Origin of the sequence: Steroidobacter sp. (genome assembly GCF_016790065.1) — a bacterium.
In the GTDB taxonomy this organism is placed as follows: Bacteria; Pseudomonadota; Gammaproteobacteria; order Steroidobacterales; family Steroidobacteraceae; genus Steroidobacter.
Map to the genome: position 1 here is coordinate 1 of NZ_JAEUPY010000806.1, position 13,878 is coordinate 13,878.

Sequence of the window (13,878 nt, forward strand, 5' to 3'; positions counted from 1 at the left end):
GAACGTATCAATGCCATTTCTGACGGCGGCAAATCCTGGATTCTCGGGGCGAGCGAGCTATTCGGCGGATCGCCGGATTTCTACCAGCAGTCGCTCGATTGGGTGCGCCAATCAACGCCCAACGACGTTCGCAGCGTGATGAAGGATTGGCTATCGGATGGCTCGTTCGTCCTCGAAGTTCAGCCGATGCCACAGTTTCGCGTGGCTACGTCCGGCGTAGATCGTAGCAGCATGCCTGAGCCCGGCGCACCGTCGGAGCTGCATCTGCCGTCGTTACAGCGCATGACCTTGTCCAATGGGCTCAACGTCGTACTCGCCGAGCGTCACGGCGCTCCACTGGTCAATCTCTCATTGATCTTGGATGCAGGCCGCGCCGCTGACAGTGTGGCCAACGCCGGAACCGCGGCGCTGACTCTGGACATGCTCGATGAAGGTGCAGGCAAACGCGATGGATTGCAGATTGCGGCGCGCGCTAGTGAACTCGGCGCGAAACTGTCGATGTCCGCTGCCTTCGATGCCTCGTTCGTCGAGTTCGATGCAATGGCTGATCGGCTGGACGATTCGCTCGCGTTGCTCGGCGACATTCTGATTCGGCCGACGTTTCCGCAGGCCGCGCTCGAACGCGTCAGACAGCAGCAGCTGGCCGATATTGAGCAGGAAAGGTCGGATCCCAAGGGCATCGCGCAGCGGCTGCTACCCGGACTGATGTATGGAGCAGGGCATGCCTATGCGAGCCCGCTCTCCGGGAAGGGTTCCGCAGCAGCGATTGGCGCGCTGACCCGCAAGGATGTCGAGACGTTTCATCGACGTTGGATTCGTCCTGACAATGCCACGCTGCTGATCGTTGGCGATACGACGCGCGAAGCTGTGGCTGCATTGCTCGAACGGCATCTCGGCGCTTGGCGTGCGCCCGACGAACCTTTGCTAAAGAAGAATCTGGGCACGCCGGTGTCGAGCAAGGCGCGCGTGTTGTTAGTCGATCGGCCGGGTGCCGAGCAGTCGATGATCGTCACTGGCAACGCTACGCCGTCATTCAAACAGCAGGAATCCATCTCTGCCGGCATCGTGAATGCATTGCTAGGCGGGCTGTTCATTTCGCGCATCAACATGAATCTGCGCGAGGACAAGCATTGGGCGTATGTCGTCAAGTCGCAGCTTCTGGAAGCGCGTGGCCCGGGGGCATTCCTGGTCGAAGCGCCGGTACAAGCCGACAAGACTGCCGATGCGATGCGCGAGATTCTGCAGGAGTTGCGCGATGTGACCGGCAGTCGGCCGCCGACGCAAAGTGAGTTGAACTCCGCGCGCAACAGCCTGGCATTGGCGCTGCCCGGCTTGAATGAGACCACTGCAGGCGTCGCTGCGAGCTATCGCAGTTTGCTGGTGCAAGGGCTACCGGACTCTCATTGGAACGACTACTTCAACAAAGCCAGCGAGTTGACGCCGCTGCAGCTTGCGACCGTGGCGAAGCAGTTGGTGCGCCCGGCCGAGTTGAGCTGGGTGGTCGTCGGCGATCTGCGCAAGATTGAAGCCGACATTCGTAAACTTGGGATCGGCCCGGTGAGTGTCGTGGATGCCGACGGCAAGGTGCTTCGCTGATGAAGTTCGGAAGGCGGCTGCTGCTTTGGGTTAGTGCATTGTTGGCGACGGCTCCAGTTTGGGCGGCACCCCCAGTGGCGGAGCGAGCCTTCGCTTCGGACGCACGCGGTCCGTTTCAAACAGGCACGGTCGAGGAGTTGTGGATCGACTCGCAGCGTGAGGAGACCACGACTTCGGATCCGAATGACAAACGCTATCTGATGGTCCAGATCTGGTATCCGGCAGCATTCAAGGGCGATCCGCCGCGCGCACCGTATGTGCTTCATCGCGAGTTGTATCCGACTGATGAGTACAGCAAGTGGCTCGACGAGGTGGCTCACGTACGCACCAACTCTGTGTTGAATGCGCCGATGGCCACAGCGCCGACCCGCTTCCCGGTGTTGATCTACAACCCCGGCGGCTACCATCCGCATTTCAGCGGCACAGCTCAGACCGAGTTTCTGGCCAGTCACGGCTACGTCGTCGTTGCGATTGGCCACACCGGGGCGGGCATGAACCGCATCGAACGCTTCACGGACGGCTCGACCTATCGCCCAGACCAGAACGATCCCCGCCTTAGCGACGCGGAGGATGTGGAGCTGCCCAAGGTCGAGTGGCTCGAACGGCAGGTACAGCGCTTCTCGGCACTGATGATGCCGGTCCACGTGAAAGACATTGGCTTCATGCTGGATACGTTGACGAAGTTGAATGCAGACCGGCGCAGTCGCTTTTATCAGCGCTTGGACGTCGATCGTGCCGGCTCGATGGGCTGGTCGCTCGGCGGCGCGCTGTCATTGCAAGCGAGTCGCGACGATCCGCGCATCAAAGCCGCGGTCAATCTCGACGGTTGGCTCTACACCGATGTGATGAACACCGGTACGCCTCGTCCCATTCTTCAGATGCATGGCGGCGCCGAGGTTGAGCAACTGCTGGTCGCGGGTGACGCAGCCAGGATCGAGCAAGCCACGGTGGCGACAAGCTACAACTGGCGGCTCTACAGGAACAGCACCGGAGGCTGGTACGACGTGACGTTGGATCGCGCCACACACGCCCATTTCTCGGATCGCATGCTATTCGAGTCGCCGCAGTCTCAGCTCATTCATCCGCGCCTGGCCCACGACATCGTCAACGGCTACGTGCTGGAGTTTTTCGACAAGTACCTGCGCGGCCGTACCGATACGCCGCTGCTGTCCGGGAAGGTTGGCTTTCCGGAAGCGCGCTTGAGGATTTCCAAGTGATGTTGCGAATTTTCCTGATCTGTTTGTGCTTTCTTACCATTCAGGCCGCGCCGGCGGCCGACACGGCGACCGAGCAGGGTGAGATTCGGTGGGACCGTTACGGCATTCCTCATATCTATGGCCGCACTGTCGAAGATGCGTGCTTCGGGCTCGGGTATGCGCAGATGACCAATCACGCTGAGCAGTTGCTGATCAACGTGGCGGCGGCACGTGGACGGTATGCGGAATATTTCGGTGCGGGTCCGAAGGATAAGTTCGTCACGAGCGATGTCTTCATCCGCACCATGGGCTCGCAGCGTCGTGCACAGCAATGGCTAACGCAGGGCGGTGACGAGCAACGACGCTATTTGCGTGCCTTCGTGGACGGAGTCAACGCCTATGCGAAGGACCACAAGGACACGATTCCTACTGACATGCGTGCGGTGTTGCCATTGACTGAAACCGACCCGTTGGTCGTTTGGCAATGGACCATGCAGTTTGGTTTTCAGGCGCTGGGGCCGATGATGATCAAGCGTCAATGGGAAGCTGCTGCGGATCAGGGCGAACCGCGGCGCGCGGCCTCGAATGCCTGGGCAATTGCGCCGAGCAAGAGTGCGGCAGGCACGACGATGTTGATGGGCAATCCGCACCTGGATTTTGGCGTGAACGGAGTGTTGTCGACCGATCGAGAAACCGATCCGGATCGCGGCGTTTGGCAATGGATGCAGGCGCATGTGGTCATCGGCGATCCCGAGCGGCCGAGTGTCAATCTCACGGGCGTAGGCTTTCTCGGTTTGCCCGCGATCTCGATTGGCTTCAACGACCGTATCGCGTGGACGCATACCGACAATCGTGCGCAGACCGCAAGCTTGTACGAGTTGTCGCTGTCGGGTGAGTCGTATCGTTGGGCGGGCGGCACCAAGCCACTCGTTACTCAGACTGACACAGTTCGAGTCTGCAACAAGGCCCCTGAGTGCGAGGACCGTGCGTTCTCGATTTCGCATTCCGTGCATGGTCCTGTCGTGACTCGCAAGGGCAATAAAGCTTTGGCGCTGCGCGTGACCGGTCTCGATGCACCGTCGCCGTTTGCACAGTACTGGGACATGGGGCGCGCTCGTAACTTCCAGCAGTTCGAGTCGGCATTCAGCCGCTTGCAGATGCCGTTCTTCTATGTGATTTATGCCGACGCCGATGGGCGCATCATGATTGCCGATGGCGGGCGGCGTCCGGTGCGCAATGGCGGTACCTATGAAGACTACGATCGCATCCTTCCCGGCGACGACCCGAAGCAAATTTGGAAAGGGATCGTGCCATGGCGCGCGCTGCCGAAAGTGATCGACCCGCCCTCGGGCTTCGTGCAGAACGCCAACGACTCGCCGTGGACCACGACGTTTCCACCGGTCCTTCGGCAGCAGGACTTTCCGGCGTGGCTGTCTTTTGATCGCATGTGGCCTCGTTCGGAGGTCAGTGCTCGGATGCTGCTGTCGCAACCGAAGTTCTCGTACGACGATCTGGTGCGTGCCAAGTTCTCCACTCGCATGCTGATGGCGGATCGTCTGCTGCCGGAGTTGCTGGCTGGCGTAGATGCGCAGGCTCAGCCGGATGAGCCGACTCTCGCTGCCGTCAAGGTGCTGCGCGAGTGGGACCGTACTTCGGATCGCAACAGCCGAGGGTCGGTGCTGTTCTTGAAATGGTGGCAGGAGTACACCAAGCGCATGGCGAATTCGCCGCGTGCTGGCAGCGTAAGAGAGCCCAAGTTTCGTGAGCAGTACGACCCGTCGCGTCCGCTGGAAACGCCCACCGGAATCGAAGATCTAGCCCAAGCGTTGGCTGCGTTGCCCGACGCCGCGAAGATCGTCGTCGCCACCTATGGCGCGCTCGATGTATCGTGGGGCGAAGCGAATCGGGTGGTTCTGGTGAGCCGCGACGCCAACTTCACCCATCCCAAGCCCATCGCCGACGTGCCTGCCAACGGTTCGGAGGACTCGGTCGGCATCATCGCGAAAATGAACTACCTGCCCGAGGACGAACGCGGCCGTCGGATCGCGGTGGGTGGCGAAGGCTACGTCCAAATTGTCGAGTTCACGCCCCAGGGGCCCCGCGCCGGCACCTTGCTCGTGTACGGCAACGCCTCTCGACCAGGCTCCCCGCACATCGCCGATCAGCTGCCTGCGTATGTGGACAAGCGCCTGCTGCCGGCCTTGCTCTCCCGGGCCGAGGTTGAGAAGCAAACCACTCGGCGCGAGGTGTTGCGGAGATAGCCAAAAATAATTCCCCTTTTTTCGGGGAGGGCGATGAGGTTTGCGCTCGGCCAGGGATCTAAGCAAGATCAGGCTACCTGCCGCTAGGGCCCGTCATGCCTCCGTTTGACGCGAACACCGTCCGCAAAGCCAGTCCATGGACTGGCTAGTCGGCCATTTGCCTCGGTTACGTCGCATGCTGCTCCGGCGGGGGCGGTCGCGAGACGATGCGGATGACCTATTGCAGGACCTGTTCGTCCGGGTGATGACCTATTGCCGGCAAGGCCGGGAGGTGCGCGATCCGGAGCGATTCCTGAGCCGAGCAGCGCTGAACCTGTCAGCGAAAGCGCATAAACGAGAGCATCGCGAGCTGTACGAGACCACCCCGGTCGAGGAACTCGTGATCGGCGATGTGCGGTTTGGGCCCGAAGAGAACGCCACCGCGGACGAGTGCCTGGAACGCTTGCAAAAGCGGTTGAACTCGCTCGACCCCAGAACCCGCGATACCTATTACATGCACCGCGTGCACGGCATGACCTACGAGCAGATTGCCGAGCATTTCGACATCTCGGTGTCCGCCATCGAAAAGCATTTGGCGCGTGCCGCCATCGCGTTGACCGAGGAGATGCTCAAGTGATGTTCAAGGACGACCAGGGGATGCAGCACACACTCTCGCCACGAGCGGTCGAGGAAGCCGCGGCCTGGCTGGCGTTGTTGCATGGACCGAAGCGCGATGAGGACATCGTGCTGGGCTTTCAGCGTTGGCGAGGCGAGAGCGTCGAACACAAGGCGGCGTTCGATGCCGTGACTCGCATGTGGGAAGTGACCGAGCGGCTGCCGAAGCGCACGTTGGCGCTCCCGAAAAAGTGGCGGCGCGCAGGTTTCAGAGTCGGTGTGAACTGGGGCGTGGCGGCCGTGGCAACGGCGGCTTGCGCGATCCTGGGGGTGCTGGTCGCGGTCCACTTCTACTTTTCGGCGACCACGACGGCCATCGGCGAGCAACGCATGTTGACACTGGAAGACGGTACACGCATTTATATGAACACAGCCACGCGCATCAAAGTGCGCTTCAACGACGAGCGACGCGAAGTGGAGCTGCAAGCGGGTGAGGCGCTATTCGTGGTTGCCAAGCGAGGCGCGGATTGGCCCTTCATCGTGAGTGCCGGGGACAAGACCATTACCGCCCTCGGCACCGAATTCCTGGCGCGCCGGGACGCGACGACGTTTGCGGTGACGTTGGTGGAAGGGAAGGTGGCTGTCGCGACCGAGCAGTCGAGTGGCGAGGCACCGACCGTTCTAGCACCGGGTGAGCGGTTAACCTTGGCACCTACAGCGCCGCCCCGCATCGACGCTCCGAAGATCGACGAGCTCACCGCCTGGCGGCGGGGTCGAGTGGAGTTGAACGACGTAACGCTCGCTCAAGCCATCGGCGAAATGAATCGGTACTCGACCACGCAGCTGAGCATAGAAACGTCCGCAGCGGCGGAGCTCATCGTCAAAGGTTCGTTCCGAGCCGGCGACACGGCCAGCTTTGCCGAGACCATTGCCAGCACGTGTGAGCTGATGTTGATTCGTGAGCCGAATCGCATCCGCTTGTCGGGCGTGCCGTCGCCGAACTGCCGCGAAAATAATTCTGCCCCGTGATGAGGTTTGTCAGTTGTCAGCGGTCTAGCGCTTTGCAGACTGGATTCGACAACGACAAGCGCGGTGCTCGACACTGCGCCGGGGAGAAAGTATGAGTGCTCGTCCGAGAAATCGCTGTGCGGCGGCGGTCGCGTGGATATTGTGTGCTGGCGCAGTCGCTCCGCTACAAGCGGCACCAGTGACGTTCGATTTACCCGGGCAGCCGCTCGGCGATGCGTTGGTGGCCATCGCCAATCAAACCGATACCAACATCCTGGTCGACAAGAAGTTAGTCGCGGGCATTGCTGCGCCGACGCTGAAGGCTGAGTTGGAACTCGGCGCCGCTCTGGATGTGTTGCTCAAAGGCACGGGACTGAAGCATCGCTTCATCAACGAACACACTGTGTTGATCGAGGCGGCAGCAACGCCGGTACAAAGCGGTGCCGCTGACTCCAGCAGCGCGTTGATCGATGAGGTGGTGGTCCGCGGCACCTTCGAGATGTTGAGCTTCGGCAAAGAGGCTCAGACCCTCCGCAACATTCCACAGTCCGTGTCCATCATGACGCGCGAACGCCTGGATGAGCAGAACATCGTCACGGTGGAGCAGGCGTTGAATCGCACCGTTGGCGTGTTCGCTCACGATCAAGGCAATGGCGGCGGCGCGGTCAACGTGTTCTCGCGCGGTCAGTACATGGGCGCGCAGTACGATGGCGTGCCCGGCAGCTTGGCCATGAATCTTGGCAACTCGCAGTTCGATCTTGCCATCTACGAACGCGTCGAAGTGCTGCGAGGCCCGGCGGGTCTATTGCAAGGCGCGGGCGATGCTGGCGGCGCCGTGAACCTGGTTCGCAAGCGCCCGCAGAATGAGTTCGCTGGCGCCGTCAATGTTTCCTACGGTTCCTGGAACAACTTGCATGCGGATCTGGACGTCGGTGGGCCGCTCAATGCTTCGGGCAGTGTGCGTGCTCGCGGCGTCGTGGTGCGCGAAGACCGTGAGTTCTTCTACGACCATGCTGACAAAGAATCGCTGACGGGCTACGGCATCGTCGAGTTCGACCTGACGCCGGCGACGCGCCTGGGCATCTCGGTAGGCGTGCAGAACACGGACTTGGTGCCCTACATGGGATTGCCGCTGGCGGTGGATTCGAACGGCCGCTATTCGCTGCTGGACGTAAAGCGCTCGACCTATACCAATGTCGATTGGGCGCGCACCGAACGCGACGTGAAGCAGGGCGTGTTCGACTTGGAACACCGCTTCGCCAACGATTGGAAGGTCAAGCTGTACGCTCATCGCCGCGATGTGCTGACGCGTGAAGTGAACGGCTATCCGATCGGAGCAGTGAGTCTGAGCACGTATCAAGTGCCGTATCTGACCACGGCGCAACGCTATGAGTTCGAAAGCACTGGCGTTGATATCAACGTCTCGGGCCCGGTCGAGCTGTTCGGTCGTCGTCACGAGCTGCTGTTCGGCTTTACGTTCGACGGTTACGAGAACTGGACCTCACCCAACGCGGGTTTCTATCCCAATCGCAATTTGTTCGCGCCGGGTCTCGATGCGTCGCTGGCGCCGACGACACCGAACACGTTGTCGCAACGGGTCGAGCAGCGCGGACTCTACGGCATGGCCCGTATAAAACTACTCGAGCCTCTCACGTTGATCATCGGTGGTCGGATCGGCGATTACACGCAGGACGCACGTGATCTCGCGCCGACGGCGACGCCGGCGCCTTGGGTGGAAGCGCTGTCCGCTGACAACGAGTTCACACCGTATGGCGGCCTGGTGTGGGACATCACTGAGCAGCTCTCTTGGTATAGCAGCTACACCGAGATTTTCAGCCCGCAGAGTCAATTCGATTTCCGCGGCAGCGTGCTGGATCCACGCATTGGCTATCAAATTGAAACGGGCCTGAAGGGCGAGCACTTCAACGGTCGGCTCACGACTTCGCTGGCGCTGTTCCGTCTGCGAGACAGTAATCGCGCGCTGATGGACCCGAATCACGGCGGTTGCACCTTCAATCCCGATGGCGCCTGCTACGTCGCGTCCGGTGTGATTGAATCAGAAGGCTGGGAGCTGGAGATTGTCGGCCGCCCGTTGCCGGGCTGGGATGTCTCGGCGGGCTACACCGACTTCAAGCAAGAGGATCGCGCCACCGGTTTGCCCCAGCAGCGCTGGGTGCCGAAGCGAGTCTTCAAGCTGTGGAGCAACTACACCTTCGATGGCGATGTGTGGGGTGGCATCTTGCAGGGTTGGAACATCGGTGCCGGGCTGCATGCGCAGAATCGCACCTACATCGACTTTCTGTCGCCGCCCACGCCTTTCATCGAGCTGCCGGGCTACACGGTGGTCGATCTGCAAGTGGGCTATCGAATCAATCCGCAGCTGCAGACCACGCTGTCGGTCAACAACGTCGCCGATCGCGACTACTACTCGAGCATCTACTCGTTCTTTCTGAATCGCTACGGCGAGCCACGCAACGTGATGTTGTCGGTGCGAGCGAAGTTCTAATTTGCGCCGCGCGCGCATCGCGCGCGGTCGCCCTCCCTGCAGGTGATGACGATGAGCCCGACACTCGCGTGGTCGATGGTTTGCAGCTTCCTATTGTCTTTTGCGGTTCTGGCTAAGCCGACGACGGCGCCACACACGGCGGAAGTCTTCTACAACACAACGACCTATGGGCTTGCCAGCGGTCATGCCTGGTCGACCGACGACCAACGGCTGTTGATGCACTCTGATCGCAGCGGTGTGTTCAATCTGGCGGCGCTACCGACCAACGGTGCGGAACCGACAGCGCTGACTACATCGGCAACGGATGCTTTGTATGCGGTCTCATGGTTCCCGCAAGACGACCGGGTGCTGGTGCGTGGCGATCAAGGTGGCAATGAAATGTTTCACCTGTACGTGCGCGAGCCGTCCGGTGAACTTAGGGATCTGACGCCCGGAGCGGAGACCATCGCTGATTTCGTGGGCTGGAGCGCCGACCGACGCTTCTTCTACGTGCTGAGCAATGTGCGGGACCCGAAGGGATTCGATGTGTATCGCTACTCCGCCGCGGACTATCGGCCGGAGCTGCTGTTTCGAAACGATGCGTCCTGGGAAATCTCCGATGTCTCCGCCGACGGCCGCTTCATTGCATTGATGGAACGTCACACCAGCGCCGACGCCGACATCCACTTGGTGGATTTGCAGGCGCCGGCACCGACACCGAAACTCATCACTCGGCACTCCGGTGTGATCAGTCATGCGGTGTTCCAGTTCTCACCCGACAGTCGTTCGTTGTACTACTCGACCGATGCCCACGGTGAGTTTCGGCAGGCGTGGGTGTATGACGTGCTCAGCGGCGAGTCTTCTCGGGTGATCGCCGACAAATGGGATGTGACGCAGTTGAGGTTCTCCGAGTCCGGACGCTATCGAGTCTCAGCTACCAACGCCGACGCGCGCACGGTGGTGAAAGTGTTCGATACGGTGCGCCGACGTGATGTGGCGTTGTCGAAGTTGCCGCCGGGAAATCTCTCCAGCCTGAGCTTTTCGCGTGACGAGCGTCGCTTGGCGTTGATGGTCGGGTCAGACACGTCGCCGAATGACATTTACGTTGTCGACTTGCAGAGTGGCAACACACAGCGCTTGACTCGTGCGCTGCCGGCCGCGATTGCCGAGACCGAGTTGGTGGCGTCCGAGGTGATTCGGTATCGCAGTTTCGATGGGTTGGCGATTCCGGCGTTGCTCTATAAGCCGCGACAGGCAACGCCCACTCAACGAGTACCGGCGGTCATCTGGGTGCATGGCGGCCCCGGCGGACAGAGCCGCGTTGGCTACACGTCGCTGATCCAGCATCTGGTGCACAACGGATATGCGGTGCTGGCGGTCAACAATCGCGGCTCGAGTGGCTATGGCAAGACGTTCTATCACGCCGATGACCGGCGACATGGCGACGTGGATTTGCAGGACGTGGTTGCGGGCAAAGACTACCTTGCGTCGCTGAAGTGGGTGGATGACGAGCGAATCGGCATCATGGGGCATTCATACGGCGGCTACATGGTCGGCGCGGCGCTCGCGTTTTCGCCGCGAACCTTTGCCGTCGGCATCGATATTTTCGGCGTGATGAATTGGACGCGCACCTTGAACAGCGTGCCGCCCTCGGCCGAGTATTACAAGCAATCGCTCTACGACGAGCTCGGCGACCCTGCGACGGATGCCGAGCGACATCGGCGCATCTCGCCCTTGTTTCATGCCAAGAACATTGCGGTGCCGTTGCTGGTGGTCCAAGGCGCCAACGATGCACGAGTGTTGCAAGTCGAGAGCGATGAGATCGTTGCAGCGGTGCGTGCCAACGGTGTGCCCGTCGAGTACTTGCTGTTTCCCGACGAAGGTCACGGGTTCACCAAGCGTGTGAACAACATCCGGGCCTCGGATGCATACCTCGCGTTTCTCGATCGTCATCTCAAGGGGCAAAGAAGCTCCTCGGTTGACTCTGTGAGCATCGATGTTCCCTACACCAAGCAGGTACTCGCGAACGGCCTGACGCTGCTGGTCCACGAAGATCGGCGTGTGCCGCAGGTGGCGGTCAACGTGATGTACAACGTCGGTTCCAAGGATGAGCCTGCCGGGCGCAGCGGACTGGCACATCTATTCGAGCACTTGATGTTTGGCGGCAGCGAGCATCATCGCGCCGAGTGGACGCCCAAGCTACAAAGCTTGGGCGCGAGCCGTATCGATGCGGCTACCAGCGAAGACTCGACTACGTTCTATGAGAAGGTGCCGAGCGGTGCGCTCGACTCGGTGCTGTGGCTCGAATCCGATCGCATGGGCCATCTGCTGGGCGCGCTCGATCAAACTCAGCTGGATAAAGAACGCGGTGTGGTCCAGAACGAAAAGCGCCAGCGGGAGAATCGGCCGCATGGTTTGGTATACGACCGCATTGCTCGCGCCGTGTGGCCGGCGGGGCATCCATACGCTCACACAGCGACCGGGAGTATGGACGATCTGAATGCCGCCACGCTCGAAGACGCGCATGAGTGGTTCCGCACTTGGTACGGCCCATCGAACGCGGTGCTGGTGCTCGCGGGGGACATCACACCTGCGCTGGCTAAAGAGAAAGTCGAGCACTATTTCGGCGCGCTCGCTTCCGGGCCCGGTGTGTCGCGAGTCACTGAATGGATTGCGCCTCGACGCGGAGTGCAGCGAGAAGTCATTTTTGACGGTCGGCTCGGCGCTGCGAGGCTTACGCGTGTTTGGAACATTCCGGGAATGGGGACGGCAGACGCCGATCATCTGGAGCTGTTGGCGTCGGTCATGGCTGATCGGCAGATCTTGGAGGCGCCGGTAGGGCGAAGAGAACGCTCTGCGCGACTGTATCGCCGCTTGGTCACAGAGGAGGGATTGGCTACGAATGTCGCTGTGTATGTCTGGAAAGGACTGATTGCCGGCACTTTCACTATCAGCATCGATACCTCGCCTGGCGCTGATCTTGAGCGCGTCGAACGTGTGCTCGATGAAGAGCTGCAACGGCTGTTGAAAGAAGGTCCACGCGCGGAGGAATTGACGGCGATACGAGCGGCAGCCACTGCGGAGATGGTTCAGAGCCTGCAGGGCAACGCGTACAAGGCCTGGTTTCTAGCTCGCCATCAACAGCTGTTGGGCGAGGCGGGTCGGTGGAAGGAGAGTTATGCGCGTCTGCAATCGGCGCAGCCGGCCGAGATCATGGCGAGCGGTCAGCGATGGCTTCGCGATGGTGATTATATTTTGCACACGCTGCCGCGAGGAAAGTTGTCGAGTGCTGCTCAGGACGTAGATCGTCGGCACATTCCGCAGCCTGTCGTGTCTGCTCCTGCGAAGGCACCCGCGCTGGAGCGCACCGCTTTGTCGAACGGGCTGCAGGTGATCTTCATGGCGCGCCACGACGTCCCCGAGGTCACGTTTCAGATGATGTTCCCGTTTGGCGATCCCGCGTCGGGGCCGCCGAATCATGCGCTGCTCGGTCGCATGTTGGCTGGACTGTCGACGCAAGGGGCCGGTGCTCGCGATGAGCAACAGCTTTCTGAAGCACTTGGTTTGCTAGGTGCGTCGGTGGCTGCGAGCGCGGAGGGCGGTTTCTTGCAAGTGTCTTCGACTGCATTGACGCCTGCGTGGCGTGATGCTCTCGGGATGTTCGCCGATGTGATCCAGCGGCCGCGGTTGGATCCGGCAGATCTGAAGCGCTGGCAGGCGCATGAACAGAAGTTGTTTGAGGCGACTGCCAGCGATCCAAGCGCCGCCGCGCAACGGTTGGGTGCTCGGCTACTCTGGGGTGCCGATGATCCGCGCGGTCGATTGCTTTCTACACAAGACATTGCAGCCCTCTCGACCGACGACTTGCGTGACTTTCATCAACGCTGGGTGGTGCCTTCGGGGGCAACTCTCATCGTGGTCGGTGATACCACGCTGAACGAACTGCGACCTCAGCTGGAGCGCGTGTTCACGGGCTGGCGCGGCAACTCACCTGAGACGGTAGTAAACGCATTGAAGCCGCGAGCCGCGACGCCGGCGGTGTGGCTGATCGACGTGCCCGGCGCTCAGCAATCAGACATCCAGTTGCTATTGCCGGCCGCTCCTCATGCGCGTGAGGCTGAGGTGCCGACGCAGTTGGCGATGTCTATTCTGGGAGAAAGCTCCATTTCGCGTCTGGATTTGAACTTGCGCGAGAACAAGCACTGGACCTACATGGTGCGCAATTCCTTGTCGACCGATCCGGGGCCGCGGGTCTTCCGTGTTCTCGCGCCCGTGCAGACGGATCAAACAGCTCCGGCCATGCTCGAGATCAGCAAGGAACTGCGCGACATCGTGTCGCGGCGGCCGGTGACTACCGCGGAGTTCGAAGCAGTTCGTCTGCAGAAGTCTTCAAGCTCAGGCGCCGTTTGGGAAACCAACCAAAGCAGCGTCGAGATGTTGAGCGACGCCGTGCGCTACTCGCTGAGCGATGAGTTCGTGCGAACCCATGCTCAGCGAGTGAGCGAGGTGTCACTCGACGACGTGCGTCGCGCCGCCGCCGAGCTACTCAGTGACCGGCCTTTCACCTGGGTGGTGGCCGGAGACCTGGCGAAGATCGAGCCCTTGATCCGCGCCCTGAAGCTAGGTCCCGTCAAGATCATCGATGCGCAGGGGCGAGTGCTCTGATTACTGCACGGGTGTGAGCGACCAGCGGGCAGTGGTGCTGCCAGCTTCGCTCCACTCCACATGCACGTCGTGC

The 13,878-nt window shown here is 61.0% G+C and carries 7 protein-coding genes; all 7 read left to right on the forward strand.

Features of this window, described 5'->3' with window-relative positions:
- A partial coding sequence (locus JNL55_RS32685; protein WP_293864617.1) for a M16 family metallopeptidase occupies window positions 1–1,596 on the forward strand: 1,596 nt, incomplete at its 5' end.
- Window positions 1,596–2,813 carry an alpha/beta hydrolase family protein gene (locus tag JNL55_RS32690; RefSeq protein WP_293864620.1) on the forward strand — a complete coding sequence of 406 codons (1,218 nt, stop codon included), beginning with the start codon at window positions 1,596–1,598 and terminating at the stop codon, window positions 2,811–2,813. The genes JNL55_RS32685 and JNL55_RS32690, both read left to right, overlap by 1 nt.
- Window positions 2,813–5,053 (forward strand): penicillin acylase family protein, encoded by a 2,241-nt coding sequence (locus JNL55_RS32695; RefSeq protein WP_293864635.1) that lies wholly within the window; start codon window positions 2,813–2,815, stop codon window positions 5,051–5,053. The genes JNL55_RS32690 and JNL55_RS32695 overlap by 1 nt, the downstream gene beginning before the upstream one ends.
- Before the next feature lie 136 nt (window positions 5,054–5,189).
- Window positions 5,190–5,669, forward strand: coding sequence for an RNA polymerase sigma factor (locus JNL55_RS32700; RefSeq protein ID WP_293864623.1), 480 nt, complete (start codon window positions 5,190–5,192; stop codon window positions 5,667–5,669).
- On the forward strand, window positions 5,669–6,676 hold the full coding sequence (locus JNL55_RS32705; protein WP_293864626.1) for a FecR family protein: 1,008 nt from the start codon (window positions 5,669–5,671) through the stop codon (window positions 6,674–6,676). Before JNL55_RS32700 ends, JNL55_RS32705 begins: the two co-directional genes overlap by 1 nt.
- 91 nt (window positions 6,677–6,767) lie before the next feature.
- Window positions 6,768–9,161 carry a TonB-dependent siderophore receptor gene (locus JNL55_RS32710; RefSeq protein WP_293864629.1) on the forward strand — a complete coding sequence of 798 codons (2,394 nt, stop codon included), beginning with the start codon at window positions 6,768–6,770 and terminating at the stop codon, window positions 9,159–9,161.
- A 51-nt stretch (window positions 9,162–9,212) separates the two neighbouring features.
- The gene (locus tag JNL55_RS32715; RefSeq protein WP_293864632.1) at window positions 9,213–13,805 is read left to right on the forward strand and encodes an alpha/beta fold hydrolase; all 4,593 of its coding nucleotides are present in this window, start codon (window positions 9,213–9,215) and stop codon (window positions 13,803–13,805) included.
- Window positions 13,806–13,878: the final 73 nt, after the last annotated feature.